This window comes from Nocardioides sp. zg-1228, assembly GCF_017086465.1.
Classification (GTDB): domain Bacteria; phylum Actinomycetota; class Actinomycetes; order Propionibacteriales; family Nocardioidaceae; genus Nocardioides.
In genome coordinates this window covers 3692307-3706586 of the sequence record NZ_CP070961.1, presented here as the reverse complement: position 1 = coordinate 3706586, position 14280 = coordinate 3692307, and the positions used below count along the sequence as shown (strand labels likewise).

12 protein-coding genes are annotated in these 14280 nt (G+C 72.6%); 8 read left to right on the top strand and 4 right to left on the bottom strand.

Annotation, left to right across the window (positions count from 1 at the left end; translation table 11 throughout):
- The first annotated feature begins 7 nt into the window (after positions 1–7).
- A complete protein-coding gene (locus JX575_RS17825) occupies positions 8–1954 on the top strand; it encodes a M3 family metallopeptidase (protein WP_241005236.1) in 1947 nt (648 codons plus the stop codon).
- A gap of 48 nt (positions 1955–2002) precedes the next feature.
- Here the strand turns inward: JX575_RS17825 and JX575_RS17820 are convergent, their stop codons facing one another.
- The 3 genes from JX575_RS17820 to JX575_RS17810 all read right to left on the bottom strand — a co-directional run bounded on the left by JX575_RS17820 (position 2003) and on the right by JX575_RS17810 (position 6449).
- Complete coding sequence (locus JX575_RS17820; protein WP_186339388.1) at positions 2003–3442, bottom strand: M28 family peptidase; 1440 nt, start codon at positions 3440–3442, stop codon at positions 2003–2005.
- A 77-nt stretch (positions 3443–3519) separates the two neighbouring features.
- Positions 3520–5529 (bottom strand): M4 family metallopeptidase, encoded by a 2010-nt coding sequence (locus JX575_RS17815; RefSeq protein ID WP_186339387.1) that lies wholly within the window; start codon positions 5527–5529, stop codon positions 3520–3522.
- A 209-nt stretch (positions 5530–5738) separates the two neighbouring features.
- Positions 5739–6449 (bottom strand): SGNH/GDSL hydrolase family protein, encoded by a 711-nt coding sequence (locus JX575_RS17810; protein ID WP_186339386.1) that lies wholly within the window; start codon positions 6447–6449, stop codon positions 5739–5741.
- 84 nt (positions 6450–6533) lie between these two features.
- Here JX575_RS17810 and JX575_RS17805 point away from each other — a divergent pair, with 84 nt between their 5' ends.
- Positions 6534–7334, top strand: coding sequence for a GNAT family N-acetyltransferase (locus JX575_RS17805; RefSeq protein WP_186339385.1), 801 nt, complete (start codon positions 6534–6536; stop codon positions 7332–7334).
- 253 nt (positions 7335–7587) lie between these two features.
- On the opposite strand, the gene JX575_RS17800 is transcribed toward JX575_RS17805, so the two are convergent.
- A complete protein-coding gene (locus JX575_RS17800) occupies positions 7588–7878 on the bottom strand; it encodes a Dabb family protein (protein WP_186339384.1) in 291 nt (96 codons plus the stop codon).
- A gap of 187 nt (positions 7879–8065) precedes the next feature.
- Here JX575_RS17800 and dnaK point away from each other — a divergent pair, with 187 nt between their 5' ends.
- The 6 genes from dnaK (at position 8066) to JX575_RS17770 (ending at position 14273) form a co-directional block, all read left to right on the top strand.
- Entirely contained in the window at positions 8066–9928 is a 1863-nt protein-coding gene (dnaK, locus tag JX575_RS17795) for a molecular chaperone DnaK (protein WP_186339383.1), read from the top strand.
- Positions 9925–10593: a nucleotide exchange factor GrpE gene (gene grpE, locus JX575_RS17790; RefSeq protein WP_241005235.1), complete on the top strand. Its 669-nt coding sequence runs from the start codon at positions 9925–9927 to the stop codon at positions 10591–10593. The genes dnaK and grpE overlap by 4 nt, the downstream gene beginning before the upstream one ends.
- 72 nt (positions 10594–10665) lie before the next feature.
- Positions 10666–11853 carry a molecular chaperone DnaJ gene (gene dnaJ, locus JX575_RS17785; protein ID WP_186339382.1) on the top strand — a complete coding sequence of 396 codons (1188 nt, stop codon included), beginning with the start codon at positions 10666–10668 and terminating at the stop codon, positions 11851–11853.
- The gene (locus JX575_RS17780) at positions 11850–12263 is read left to right on the top strand and encodes a MerR family transcriptional regulator (protein WP_186339381.1); all 414 of its coding nucleotides are present in this window, start codon (positions 11850–11852) and stop codon (positions 12261–12263) included. The genes dnaJ and JX575_RS17780 overlap by 4 nt, the downstream gene beginning before the upstream one ends.
- A 325-nt stretch (positions 12264–12588) precedes the next feature.
- Positions 12589–13899, top strand: a complete 1311-nt coding sequence (locus JX575_RS17775) for a reverse transcriptase family protein (RefSeq protein ID WP_186339380.1) — start codon at positions 12589–12591, stop codon at positions 13897–13899.
- Positions 13900–14003: 104 nt separating this feature from the next.
- Positions 14004–14273, top strand: coding sequence for a hypothetical protein (locus JX575_RS17770; RefSeq protein ID WP_186339379.1), 270 nt, complete (start codon positions 14004–14006; stop codon positions 14271–14273).
- The last annotated feature ends 7 nt before the right edge of the window (positions 14274–14280 follow it).

The following is a 14280-nucleotide window of genomic DNA, read 5'->3' as shown; positions in this document are numbered from 1 at the left end:
TCGCCCGGTGCCGACCGATCCCCTCGCCCCCGCTCCTGCCCCCATCACCCTTCCCGGCGACGGCGACTGGCTCGACTGGGTGACGCGGCGCTGCCACGACCAGCTCGAGGAGGCTCGCCGCCAGGTCGGGCTGGTCAAGGCCGGCTCTTCCGACGCCCCCGTCGTCCTCGTCGCGTGGAACAAGGCCGAGACCGCCCTCGCCAACGCCGAGGCCGTGGCGCTGTGGGCCGAGGTGCACCCCGACGCCGCGGTCCGCGACCGGGCCGACGACCTGGGCCAGGAGGTCCAGAAGTATGTCACCGAGCTCGGGCTCGACCGCGACCTCTACGCCGTCCTCGACCGGTTGGCGACGTCCTCCGACCTCACCGCCCTCGACGCCGACGCGCGCCGCGTCCTCGACCACACGCTGCGTGACTTCCGGCGCGCGGGCGTCGACCGTGACGACGCCACCCGTGACCGGCTCCGCGCGCTCAGCGAGCAGGCCGTGAAGCTGTCGCAGGACTTCGGGCGCACCATCCGCGACGACGTCCGCTCCATCCGGATCGCCCCGGAGCGGCTCGCCGGCCTGCCCGACGACTACCGCGCCGCCCACGCCCCCGACGACGACGGCCTGGTCACCCTCACCACCGACTACCCCGACCTGGTCCCCTTCCTCACCTTCGGCTCCGACGCCGAGGCCCGCCACGACCTCGCGCTCGCGCACAGCAACGTGGCCTGGCCGGCCAACGACCAGGTCCTGCAGGACCTGCTGGCCGTGCGTCGCGAGACCGCGCAGCTGCTCGGCTACGACTCGTGGCCCGACTACGACACCGAGGTGAAGATGATCGGGAGCGGCCAGGCCGTCGCCGACTTCATCGACCGGATCGGCGAGGCCGCCAAGGAGCGGGCGGGCCAGGAGGTCGCCGTCCTGCTCGAGCGCAAGCGCGTCGACGACCCCACCGCCGACACCGTGACCGGCTACGACTCGCGCTACTACTCCGAGATCGTGCGCCGCGAGCAGTACGACGTCGACGGGCAGGTCGTGCGCACCTACTTCGGTTTCGAGCAGGTGCGGCAGGGCCTGCTCGACGTGACCGGTCGGCTGTTCGGCCTGACCTGGACGCCGGTCGCCCGTGAGGAGGCCGGCACCTGGCACGGGGACGTCGCCAGCTATGACGTCGAGCTCGACGGCACCCGGATCGGGCGCATCCACCTCGACCTGCACCCACGCGAGGGCAAGTTCAAGCACGCCGCCCAGTTCGACCTCGTCAAGGGCATCGCCGGCGAGCAGCTGCCCGAGGGGGTCCTGGTGTGCAACTTCGCCCGCGGCCTGATGGAGCACGACGAGGTGGTCACGCTCTTCCACGAGTTCGGCCACCTGGTCCACCACGTCCTCGCCGGTCAGGGCGAGTGGGCCCGCTTCTCCGGCGTCGCCACGGAGTGGGACTTCGTCGAGGCGCCGAGCCAGATGCTCGAGGAGTGGGCGTGGGACGCCGACGTGCTCGCCACCTTCGCCCGCAACGAGGCCGGTGAGACGATCCCGGCCGAGCTGGTCGCGGCGATGCGCCGGGCCGACCACTTCGGCAAGGGCCTCTACGCCGTCCAGCAGATGTCGTACGCCGCCCGGTCCTACTGGTTCCACGCGGGCCCGCACGACGACCTCACCGCCTACGGCGACGAGCTGCAGCGCCGCTACTCGGTGATCCCGCCGCTCGAGGGCGCGCACATGCACTGCGCCTTCGGCCACCTCGACGGCTACTCGTCGGGCTACTACACCTACATGTGGTCGCTGGTGATCGCGAAGGACCTGTTCTCCGCCTTCGACCCCGACGACCTCTTCGCCGCCGGGGTCGCCCACGCCTACCGCGACAAGGTGCTGGCGATGGGTGGGCGCAAGGACGCCGCCGACCTCGTCGCCGACTTCCTGGGCCGGCCCTACTCCTTCGACAGCTGGGCTGCCTGGCTCGCCGAGTGAGCCGGGCGACCGGGAGGGCCAGGACCGGCCCTCGCCTGCGCGGCGGCCTCAGCTCGTCGTCACCGAGGTGTCGTCGAGCACGAAGCTCGTCTGCAGCGACGCGTCCTCGCTCATCAGGAACCGCACGGTGACGGTCTTGCCGCGGTAGGCGAGCAGGCTGTGGGAGAACTGCGCGTAGCCCGCGCCGGCGCCCACGTTGGAGAAGGTGCGCAGGGTGGTCGTCGTGCCGGCGCTGATCACCTGCACCTTGAGGGTGTCGTACGCCGTCGAGCCGGACTCGGCGGTGTCGGTGCGGAGCCAGTAGGCCAGCGACGCCGCGGTGGCGGACGCCGGGATGCTCACCTGCTGGGAGACGTTCTCCGACGTCGTCCGCCCGTTGCCGCCCAGCCACGCCTTCCACGTCCCGGTGCGCGCCGGGCGCGAGGCGCTGCTGGTGATCGCTCCCGACGTGCCCGACCAGCCGCTCGCCCCGGACTCGAAACCGGGGTTGACGAGCAGGTTGGTGCCGGCGGGGGGAGTCGTCGGCGGCGGGGTGGTGGCGCCGTAGTCCTTGTCGGCGTGGAGCCACACCATGTGGCCGATCATGTCGAGGTTGCGGTCGAGCGCGGTGGTGTCGACGTTGGCCGTCGTGTCGCACGCGCGGTGGTAGCAGGGGTCGAACGCCCGCCCGGCGGTGCCGCCCCACTTCGACGCCTGCGCGGCGGTCTTGGTGGTCTCGCCGCCGGAGTACATGCCCGTCGTGGCGATGCCCTGGCTGCGGAACGACGCGTGGTCCGAGCGGCCCTGCACGTCGATGTACTCCCACGCGATGCCCTTGGACGTGTAGTACGCCGTCATCGCGTCGCGGGCGCCGTTGCCGGCCAGGTTGTCGTCGTAGACGAAGTAGCCGGGGTTGGGCGAGCCGACCATGTCGAAGTTCATGTAGAGCTCGATGCGGTCCTTGTCGGCGGCCGGCAGGGTGCGCATGTAGTGGTTGCTGCCGAGCAGGCCCTGCTCCTCCGCGCCCCACCACGCGAACCGCAGGTGGTTGCGGGGGGTGTTGCCGCTCGCGGCCCAGGCGAGGGCGGCCTCGAGCACGGCGGCCGAGCCGGTGCCGTTGTCGTTGATGCCGGGGCCTGCGGCGACGCTGTCGAGGTGGGCGCCGGTCATCACCACGTGCTCGGGGTCGCCGCCCGGCCAGTCGGCCACGAGGTTGTAGGACGTCCCCGAGGAGGTCGAGAGCTGCTGCACCTGCGTCGTGTAGCCGACGGCGTCGAGCCTGGCGCGCACCCAGTCGAGCGAGGCCTTGTAGCCGGGACGGCCGGTGGCGCGGTTGCCGCCGTTGGCGGTGGCGATCGACTGCAGCTGCTGGAGGTGGGCGGTGACGTTGGCGATGCTGAGGTCGGGCGACGGGGCCGCGACCGCGGGCGGGGTGCCGCCGACGAGCGCGCCGGCGACGAGGGCGGCGGTGGCCACGGCGGACAGGACGGGCGTACGGAGCGAGCGCATGGGATCTCCCGGGTGCTGGACAGGGGAACGGGGCGGGGCAGCGGTCGCTGCCCCGCCCCGTCACGGAGTGGCTGGCGTCAGGAGACGTTCAGCGCGGTGTCGTCGACCACGAAGCTGGTCTGGAGCGAGGCGTCCTCGGTCATCGTGAAGCGGATGGTGACCGTCCTGCCCTTGTAGGAGGTGAGGCTGTGCGAGTACTGCGTGTACGTCGTGCTGGTGCCCACGTTGGTGAAGGTGCGCACCGTGGTGGCCGTCGACCCGTCGACGACCTGCACCCGCATCCGGTCGTACGCCGTCGAGCCGCTCTCGGCGGTGTCGGTGCGGATCCAGTAGGACAGCGTGGCCGCCGTCGCGCTGGCCGGGATCGTCACCGTCTGGTTGATCGTCTCCGTGCTGGTCCGGCCGTTGCCGCCGAGCCAGGCCTTGAAGGAGCCGGTGCGGGCCGGACGGCTGGTGCTGGAGGTGATCACGCCGGTGTTGCCCGTCCAGCCGGTCGCGCCGGACTCGAAGCCCGGGTTGGCCAGGATGTTGCCGCCGGTCGTCGGGGGCGGTGTGGTGCCGCCACCGCAGGTCGGGTCGGCGGTCTGGGCGGGCACGTTGACCGCGTCCCAGGCGTTCTTGACGGCGTTGAACTGGGCGCACGTGCTGTCCAGGTTCTTCGCCGCGGTGAGCGTCCAGGTGCGGTACTTGAGGTAGTTCGACGAGCTGGTCTTCATCAGCATCGCGTTGTAGAGGACCTTGATGGCCGCCTGCTCGCCGATGCCGGTCGTCGAGGTGCCGTCGCACTTCGACACCCCGCCACGTGAGAGCAGGTAGAACCAGTGGTCGCCGGGGCCGGCGGCCGCGTGGACCTCGGCGGTGGGGATCGAGCTGGTGTAGCACGACGGGTCGCCGACGTTGGCCGGGTTGGAGCCGTCGCGGATCGGGCCCTGCCCGACGAGGTTGACCTCCTCGCCGACGGTGTGGTCGGGGGAGTCGTACGGCGCGGCCTGGCCGTCGTAGTACTCGGTGGCCGCGGCGAGCGCGTCGCCGATGAACTCCTGGGTGCCGCCGCCGGAGATGCCGCCGGGCGTCTTGTCGTCGACGCCGTGGCCGAACTCGTGCGCCACCACGTCCATCGCGGAGATCCAGGCGCCGGCCTGGTTCTTGCCGATCTGGACCTGCGTGCCGTCGTAGTAGGCGTTGATGTCGTTGAGCCCGACGCGGATCGGCACCCACCCGCCCGAGCCGTTCATCCCGTTGCGGCCCAGCCACGACGACATCATCGCCTTCATCTGCTGGGCGGCGTAGAGCGCGTCGACGCAGCCGGTCTCGCGGTTGGTCGCGTTGCCGTTGCCCCACACGTCGTCGCTGCCGGTGAAGGTCGTGTTGGTGGCGGCGTCCTGGCAGCGCAGCGTGGTCGCCGTCGGGTCGGTCATCGAGTAGCTGCTGCCCGAGCCGCTGGTGGCGATCGGCAGGGGGTTGGGGCCGGAGTAGGCCGCCGTGCCGGTGCCGTGGGCGATCTGCTCGCGCGCCTCGAGGACGCTGCCGTCCTCGGCGTCGACCCAGACCTTCTGCCACGACACCTCGCCGGCGTCGGTGCCGCGCACCTCGACCTCGTAGGCGAGGCGGGTGCCGGCGTCGCGGTGCCAGACCACGAGCTCGGGCGCCGAGGCGTCGGCCACCTCGTCGAGTCGTCCCGTCGCGACGGCGCTCGCGCGCGCCGCGGGGACCGAGGCGGTGGTGTCGCTGATCGCGACGGGCGCCTCCTGGGCGACCGACGACCCGACCACCTGGCCGTCGGCGTCGGCGAGGACGACGAAGTCGCCGCCGACGACGCGCAGGCCCTCGTGGGTCCGCTCGTAGGCCATCGCGTAGATGCCGCTGTCGCCCTCGAACGTGCCGGTGCGGACGAAGGCGTCCGCTGCGGCCCGTTCGAGCGCGCGGGAGTGGCCCTTGACCCAGGCGGACGCCGCCTGCTGGGCCTCGAGACGGGGGTCGCCCGCCGCGGGGGAGGCGCCGGCCGAGGTGGCGGCCGGTGCCAGGAAGGACGCAGCGACGGCTGACGCTGCGATACCGGCCAGGAAGGCCGGACGGAGTGATTTCACTGGGATGTCCAATCGTGAGTTCGCGCCCGGCGGACGCGAGGGTGGATTGGGTGCTGCGGACCTCTGCACAAAGTCGCAATCGCCGACCACCCCGTCAATGAGCGCCGATCTGCGTGTTCGTGCAACGCGAGAACCTGCACCGTTCGGCCGATCGTCGGCGGAAGTGTCCGATAGTCGACGGCGGGCGACCGGTCACCGACCGGTGCGGGTCAGCGCGCCAGCACGGCCGGGCGCGTCGGGCGTACGTCCGCCAGCCGCGCGGCCACCGCGTCGCCGAACGCGCGGTGCCCGCCCGCGGTGAGGTGGAGCCGGTCGTCGAGGTAGTCGAGGTCGAGGTCGCCGGTGGGGACGTAGGGCACGCCGTAGAGCGCGGCGAGCCGGGCCAGCTGCTCGTCCACCCTCGGCACGGCGCCCGCGCGCAGCGGAGCGCTCGCGGGGCCGACGACCACCACGTGGTGGCCTCGCAGGTCGGCCATCAGGGCGCGGAAGCCGCGGTCGATGGCGCGGGCGGGCTGGTCGTAGTCGTTGAGCCCGCCGGCGACGACGACGAGCTGTGGACGCACGCCCAACGCCGTCGGAGCGCGGTCGTGGAACGACACGCGGCCGCAGCCGCTGGCCCGGGCACTGAAGCCGGAGCCGGAGAAGCCGCGGACGTGCACCTCGCCGGGGAGGCGACTCGCCCACGACCCGACCGGGTCGTCCAGGCCGAGCCCGACGGACCACGAGTCGCCGACCACGAGCACGGGGGAGCCGTCGCCGGTCACGGCGCGCGCGCGCTCGCGGGCCTCGACGCGGTGCTGCTGGCACCGGGACGGGCCGGCGCCGGCGACGTCGGCGACGTAGAACGCCAGGAGGGCGGCGAGCAGCAGCACGACTCCCGAGGCGCCGGCGACCCGGCGCGGGCTTCCTGCCTGCGGCACAGGACAAGTGTGCGCCCACGGCCCGGCCCCGCGCAGCGGAAAACCCCTGAGATTCCCCCGACTCCCGGCCTAGGGTGTCCACCCATGACGACGGACCCGCTGCTGGCGGCCTACGACGAGCAGCTGCGCACCGACGCCGAGATGGCCGGGGCGCAGGGCGTACGACGCGAGGGCCCGCTGTGGTGGGGGGTCTTCGAGCACGGCGGCTTCGTGTCCTACCGCGACCTCGGCGGTGTCGAGGGCGACGACCTCGACGCGCTGATCGCGCGCACCGTCGCCCACTACCGCGACGACACCGACGTGACGTCGTTCGAGTGGAAGTCGCGCGGCCACGATTGCCCGGCCGACCTCGGCGCGCGGCTCCTCGCCCACGGCCTCGCGGCCGAGCCGCAGGAGACCGTGATGATCGGCGAGGCGGCGCTGCTCGACGTCGCGGTGCCCCTCGCGGACACGGCCGAGGGCCCCGTCGTGCTCCGCCGGCTGGAGCCGGGTCCGACCGCCGCCGCCGACGTCGCCCGGATGCTCGCCGCCCAGGAGTCGGTCTTCGGCAACGGCCGCGGCCCCTCGCTCGCCGCGACCCTGGCCGAGCTCGAGACCGGCCGCTCCGAGCTCTGGGTGGCCGAGGTCGGGGACCGGGTGGTGTGCGCGGGCCGCCTCACCCCCGTCGAGGGCACCGAGTTCGCCGGGATCTGGGGCGGCGCGACCCTCCCCGAGCTCCGCGGCCGCGGGATCTACCGCGCCCTCGTCGCCGCTCGCGCCCGCTCCGCCCTCCAGCGCGGCATCCGCTACATCCACTCCGACTGCACCGACATGTCCCGCCCCATCCTCGAGCGCTCCGGCCTCCGCGCGGTCACCACCACCACGCCCTACGTCTGGTCCCGCTGACCCGAGGCGGCGCGTTCTGGCGCTGAATGGCGGTCGAGGCGGCGCGTCCTGGCGCTGAATGGCGGTCGAGTCGGCGCGTCCTGGCGCTGAATCGTGGTCGAGGCGGCGCGTCCTGGCGCTGAATGGCGGTCGAGTCGGCGCGTCCTGCGCGTCAGCTGCCTGGCCACCACGTCAGGACGCGCCGGCTCGGCGGCGTATGCGGGTCAGGACGCGCCGGCTCGGCGGCGTATGCGGGTCAGGAGGCCGGCTCGGGTCAGAGCGGCGTGTAGTCGATCTCGAGGAAGTCGGCGACCTCCGGCACCCACCGCTCCGCGACGAACGCGGTGTGGACCGGGTGCTCGGTGTAGCCGTCGTACGCCGCCTGGTCGGCGAACTCCATCGAGAAGCCGAAGGTGAAGTCGTTCTTCGCGCTGGTCTGGCGCAGCTGCTCGTACGCCGTGACGCCGGGGACGTCGGCGAGCGCCCGGGCGGCGGCCAGGAAGTCGGCCTCCTCCGCGGAGCCGGGGGCGTGGTGGAGCCGGAAGGCGACGGTGTGGCGGATCATGCGCGCAAGGCTAGAGCGATCCACGTCACATCACGAGTGCGCCGATCGGGGAACATCTGGGTGCGCCCTGCGTTGTACCCCATGAACAGACTTGAGTCAGATCGACTCAACTGTTTTGCCTCCTCCGTGGACCACACGGCAGGATGGCACGCAGACTCACCGTCATCCACACGCAGGAGGTAACACCATGGCTCGAGCGGTCGGCATCGACCTCGGCACGACCAACTCCGTCGTCGCCGTTCTGGAGGGTGGCGAGCCCACCGTCATCGCCAACGCCGAGGGTGCCCGGACGACCCCGTCCGTCGTCGCCTTCACCAAGTCCGGCGAGGTCCTCGTGGGCGAGGTCGCCAAGCGTCAGGCGGTCACCAACGTCGACCGCACCATCCGGTCCGTCAAGCGCCACATGGGCGAGGACTGGTCGGTCAAGATCGACGACAAGACCTTCACCCCGCAGCAGATCAGCGCCTTCGTGCTGCAGAAGCTCAAGCGGGACGCCGAGGCCTACCTCGGCGAGACCGTCACCGACGCGGTCATCACCGTGCCGGCCTACTTCTCCGACGCCCAGCGCCAGGCCACCAAGGAGGCCGGTGAGATCGCGGGCCTCAACGTCAGCCGCATCGTCAACGAGCCCACCGCGGCCGCGCTGGCCTACGGCCTCGACAAGGGCGAGGACCAGACCATCCTCGTCTTCGACCTCGGTGGCGGCACGTTCGACGTGTCCCTGCTCGAGATCGGCGAGGGCGTCGTCGAGGTGAAGGCGACCTCCGGTGACAACCACCTCGGCGGTGACGACTGGGACAACCGCATCGTCGAGTGGATGGTGAAGAAGTTCAAGGACGCCAACGGCGTCGACCTCGGGGCCGACAAGATCGCCAAGCAGCGCCTCCAGGAGGCCGCGGAGAAGGCGAAGATCGAGCTGTCGTCCTCCAGCGAGACCACGATCCACCTGCCCTACATCACCCACGGCGAGTCCGGCCCGCTCCACTTCGAGGAGAAGCTGACCCGCAGCGAGTTCCAGAAGCTGACGGCCGACCTGCTCGAGCGCACCAAGGCGCCGTTCCAGTCGGTGCTCAAGGACGGCGGCGTCGCGGTCAAGGACATCGACCACGTGGTGCTCGTGGGTGGCTCCACCCGCATGCCCGCCGTGGCCGAGGCCGTCAAGGACCTGCTCGGCGGCAAGGAGCCCAACAAGGGCGTCAACCCCGACGAGGTCGTGGCGCTCGGCGCCGCGCTCCAGGCCGGTGTGCTCAAGGGCGAGGTCAAGGACGTGCTGCTCCTCGACGTCACTCCGCTCTCCCTCGGCATCGAGACCAAGGGCGGCGTGATGACCACGCTCATCGAGCGCAACACCACCATCCCCACCAAGCGGTCGGAGATCTTCACCACCGCCGACGACAACCAGCCGTCGGTGGAGATCAAGGTCGCGCAGGGCGAGCGCCAGATGTGGTCGCAGAACCAGCCCCTCGGCAACTTCGAGCTGACCGGCCTCCCGCCGGCCCCCCGCGGCGTGCCGAAGATCGAGGTCACCTTCGACATCGACGCCAACGGCATCGTGCACGTCTCGGCCAAGGACCAGGCGTCCGGCCGTGAGCAGTCGATGACGATCTCCGGTGGCTCGGCGCTCAGCAAGGACGAGATCGACCGCATGGTCAAGGAGGCCGAGCAGTACGCCGAGGAGGACGCCCGGCGCCGCGAGGCCATCGAGGCCCGCAACCAGGGCGACCAGCTCGTCTACACGACCGAGAAGTTCCTCGCCGACAACGCCGACAAGCTCCCCGACGACGTGAAGACCGAGGTCCAGGCCGACGTCGACGCCCTCAAGGAGACCCTGGCCAAGGAGGACGCGTCCTCCGAGGAGATCACCGCGGGCATCACCAAGCTGGGCGAGTCCAGCCAGAAGATGGGTGCCGCGATGTACGCCGCCGCCGAGGCCGACCAGGCCGCCGCGGGCGGCACCACCGGGGCCACCGGTGAGTCCGACGACGACGTCGTCGACGCCGAGATCGTCGACGAGTCGACCGACGGCGCCGCCGAGGGTGAGTCCAAGTGACGCAGCGCCCCGACGAGCCCATGACGGGCACCGAGGCGACCGACCTCCCGGAGGGGGAGCCCACCGCGGCTCCCTCTCCGGAGGGCTCCGGCGGCTTCGGCGCCGCCGCGGGCGAGGCCCCCGCCCAGACCGAGGTCGAGGAGCAGGTCGCCGGTGACGCCGTCGCCGGTGACGCCCCCGGCACCGCCGAGGAGCGCCCCGACGGCCCGGACGACGCGGGCCAGGACGACGGGGAGTCGCTGAGGAAGGCGGTCGCCGACCTCACCAACGACCTCAAGCGCGTCCAGGCCGAGTACGCCAATTACCGCAAGCGGGTCGACCGCGACCGGCAGTTCGTCGCCGAGTCCGCGGCCTACAAGGCGCTGACCCCCGTGATCGAGGTCCTCGACACCATCGACCGTGCCCGCGAGCACGGCGAGCTCGAGGGTGGCCTCAAGGCGGTGGCCGACCAGCTCGAGCGGGTGGTCGCCGCGGCAGGCCTGGTGCGCTTCGGCGAGCCGGGTGACGCGTTCGACCCGACCATGCACGAGGCACTGAGCAACATGGGCGCCGACCCTGCCGTCGAGGTGACGACCGTCAAGCACGTCGCCAAGGGCGGCTACCGGATGGGCGACCGCGTCGTGCGGGCCGCCCAGGTGCTCGTGGTCGAGCCCGCCGACGCCTGACCCGGCGCCGGCCGATGTCGCGATCGAGCACACGCACCGATGACCACGTCGAGGACGAAGGGAGGTTGATCCGTGGCTGACAACGAAGGTTTCCGCAACGACTGGGCGACCAAAGACTTCTACCAGGTCCTCGGCGTGGCCAAGGACGCCAGCGCGGCCGACATCAAGAAGGCCTACCGCAAGCTGGCGCGCGCCAACCACCCCGACTCCAACCCGGGCGACGAGGCCAAGCACGAGAAGTTCAAGGCCGTCGCCGAGGCCTACGACGTCATCGGCGACGAGGCCAAGCGCGCCAAGTACGACGAGTTCCGCGCGCTGCAGGCCCAGGGCGGGTTCGGCACCGGCATGGGCGGCGGCTTCGGCGGCGGTGGTGGCGGGTTCGGCGGGGGCGGCTTCAACCTCGACGACCTGCTCCGCGACAGGGCCGGCGCCGGCGGTGGGATCGGCGACATGTTCGGCGACCTCTTCGGCGGCGCCCAGCGCGGCCGTGGCCAGCAGCCGCGGCCGCGTCGGGGAGCCGACGTGGAGAGCTCGGCCACGATCGGGTTCACCGACGCGCTCGACGGCGTGACCGTCTCGCTCCGGCTGACCTCCGACTCGGCCTGTCCGACGTGCCAGGGCACCGGCGGCAAGCCGGGCACCCGGCCGCACATCTGCCCCGAGTGCGAGGGCGCGGGATTCGTCGTGTCCGGCACGGGCGGGGCGTTCTCCATCAACGAGACCTGCCCCGCCTGCGGCGGCCGTCAGCTGGTCTACGACGAGCCGTGCCCGACCTGCCACGGCAGCGGTCGCGGCACCTCCTCGCGCACGATCCAGGCCCGGATCCCGGCCGGCGTCAAGGACGGCGCCCGGATCCGGCTCAAGGGCAAGGGCGCGCCGGGGGAGAACGGCGGACCCGCCGGCGACCTGTTCGTCAAGGTCAAGGTCACGCCGCACCGCGTGTTCGGTCGCAAGGACGACAACCTCACCATCGACGTGCCCGTCTCGTTCGACGAGGCCGCCCTCGGTGCCGAGGTGAAGATCCCGACCCTCGGGGGCGCGCCGGTGACCCTCAAGATCCCGGCGGGCACGCCCAACGGACGCACCTTCCGGGTGCGCGGCAAGGGCGCCACCCGGCGCGACGGCAGCAAGGGCGACCTGTTGGCCACCGTCGAGGTCCAGGTCCCGGCCCACCTCGACCCGACCGCTCGCGAGGCCCTCGAGGCCTACCGGGCGGCGACCGCCGGCAAGCCGCTGCGAGCAGGGCTCTTCGACTCATGAGCGGGGCGCTCCACCCCCCTTCGCCCGACGCGGCGGTGTACGTCATCTCCGTGGCGGCCGAGCTCACCGGCCTGCACCCGCAGACGCTGCGCGCCTACGAGCGGATGGGGCTGATCCGGCCCGGCCGCACGGGGGGCGGTGGGCGCCGCTACTCCCACCGCGACATCGAGCGGCTGCGCGAGATCGCGGAGCTGACCCGGGCCGGCATCGGCATCGAGGGAGTGCGGCGGATCATGGACCTCGAGCGGCAGGTCGACGACCTCCGCGCCCGCAACGCCGAGCTCGACGGCGAGCTCGAGGCCCTGCGCCGCGGGCTGGCCTTGCGGGCAGCCGCCCGCTCGGACAACAAGCTCCCCGTGCGGCACCAGTCCGTCAGCCAGTCCCTCGTCGTCTGGCGCCGCGGGTCCTGACGTAGCTCCCGCCATCGACGTCGACGCGCCCCAGCAGGGGCACGATGCGTCGCCGGCCGACCGAGCGGCCTGGCTCGCGGCGCAACCGGCCCCGGGTGTCGCGGCCTGCCGCTACTGTGCGCGGGGTGCGGCAGCGCAATCTCGAGACGGCGGACCGGTGCGCGTCACCGGTCGGCTTCTCCGGGGCTACCCCGGGGACCACCGGATCGTTCGGGCACGGCACCGCGCGCGACTCGCTGCGCTCCGCTGCAGGTCATCGCGCGCACGACGGGACAGGTCGGGCTGCGCTGCCGCACCCCCGTCCGGCCCACGGGTCGGCCGCCGGATGAGGTCCGACCTGGCGCGCGCCCTGGCGGCCGCCTTCCTCGCCGGTGAGTGGACCCATGAGGGCATGGTCGCGAGCGGGACGACCGTGCTGGGTCGCCGGGCGCGGTGGCTGCCGCCGCTCGTGCGCCAGACGCTCGCGCTCTACCCGCGCGCACCGCTCGACCGTCCCCGGGAGCTCGCCGCCAACCTCGCCTCGCGTCCCGCGGCGGCGAAGGCACAGCGCGCGGTCCCCCTGGTGCGACCGGTCGTCGCCACGCAGATGGCAGCCAACCGGTGGCGGCTGCCGGTGCTCGACGACCTCGCGGACGTGGCGTCGTTCGTGCGCCTCAGCGCCGCAGACCTCGACTGGTTCGCCGACCCGCGACACCTGGCGCGCAGCGCCTCCGAGGTCCGCCTCCAGCACTACCGCGTCAGCCACCGTGTCGCACCCAGCGGGGCGATCCGCGTGCTCGAGGCACCCAAGCCGCGACTCAAGGCCGTGCAGCGCCGGCTGCTCCACGAGATCGCCGCCCTCATCCCGCCGCACGACGCGGCCAGGGGCTTCCGGCCCGGGGGCTCGGTGCGGTCCTACGCCGCACCCCACGCCGACCGGAGCGTCGTCCTGCGGCTCGACCTCGAGGCGTTCTTCGCCAGCGTGACCGTCTCCCGCGTCTACGGCATCTGGCGCACCGCCGGCTACCCGGAGCCGGTCGCGCACTGCCTGGCCGGGCTCGTGACCAGCGTCCTGCCCCTCGCGCAGTGGCGGGCCGTCCCGCCGCCGGCCGACGACGGGCTGCTCGACGCCCACTGGCGCCTCGGCCGCCGCCTGGCCGCGCCGCACCTGCCGCAGGGTGCGCCCACGTCGCCGGCGATGGCCAACCTCGCGGCCTTCCGGCTCGACGTGCGCCTCACGGCGCTGGCCCGGTCGTGGGGCGGGCGCTACACGAGGTACGCCGACGACCTGGCGTTCTCCGGCGAGCGCGGGTGGGGCACCGGCACCTCGCGCCTGATCGACGCGATCGAGGCGATCGTCCGGGACGAGGGCTTCCGCCTCAACGCCCGCAAGACCGGCGTGATGCCACGCGCCGGCCGGCAGACGCTCGGCGGTCTGGTCGTCAACGAACGCCCGAAGGTCGCGCGCCACCAGGTCGACGTGCTGCGGGCGATCCTGCACAACTGCCACCGGCACGGTCCGAGCACGCAGAACCGCGACGACGTGCCGGCCTTCGAGGACCACCTGCGCGGCCGGATCGCCTGGGTGGCCCAGCACGACCCGGTGCGCGGACGCCGGCTGCAGGACGTCCACGACGCGATCGACTGGAGCCGGTGACCACCCTCGTCCGCTGCTGTCGGTGCGAGCGCGTAGGTTCATCACGTGAGTGAGCGAGCGACGACCAAGCGATGAGCAGGCGATGAGCAAGCGATGAGCAAGCGATGAGCAAGATGGACAACCTGCGTGCGATGCGCGAGGCGAAGTACGCCGAGGCGCAGAAGCGCTCGAGCTCCGCGCCGGCGCGCCCGAGGGCTGCGGCGCCCGTCGCGCCGCCTGCTGCGGCTGCGAGGACGCCGGCCAGGTCGGCAGCGCAGCCGGAGGTCGGGGCCGACCAGCCGGCGACCGAGGAGCTGTGCGGCCACCGCAACATGAGCGGGCGCACCTGCACCCGCGAGCAGGGCCACCCGCAGAAGAGCCACCGCTACTCCTGAGCCCGCT

Excerpts from the sequence above, each read along its gene's own strand:
- JX575_RS17820 (WP_186339388.1), bottom strand. The coding sequence starts at position 3,442 with ATGCGCTCGCTCCGTACGCCCGTCCTGTCCGCCGTGGCCACCGCCGCC.
- JX575_RS17770 (WP_186339379.1), top strand. The coding sequence starts at position 14,004 with ATGAGCAAGATGGACAACCTGCGTGCGATGCGCGAGGCGAAGTACGCC.
- dnaK (WP_186339383.1), top strand. The coding sequence starts at position 8,066 with ATGGCTCGAGCGGTCGGCATCGACCTCGGCACGACCAACTCCGTCGTC.
- JX575_RS17800 (WP_186339384.1), bottom strand. The coding sequence starts at position 7,878 with ATGATCCGCCACACCGTCGCCTTCCGGCTCCACCACGCCCCCGGCTCC.
- JX575_RS17805 (WP_186339385.1), top strand. The coding sequence starts at position 6,534 with ATGACGACGGACCCGCTGCTGGCGGCCTACGACGAGCAGCTGCGCACC.
- JX575_RS17775 (WP_186339380.1), top strand. The coding sequence starts at position 12,589 with ATGAGGTCCGACCTGGCGCGCGCCCTGGCGGCCGCCTTCCTCGCCGGT.
- JX575_RS17780 (WP_186339381.1), top strand. The coding sequence starts at position 11,850 with ATGAGCGGGGCGCTCCACCCCCCTTCGCCCGACGCGGCGGTGTACGTC.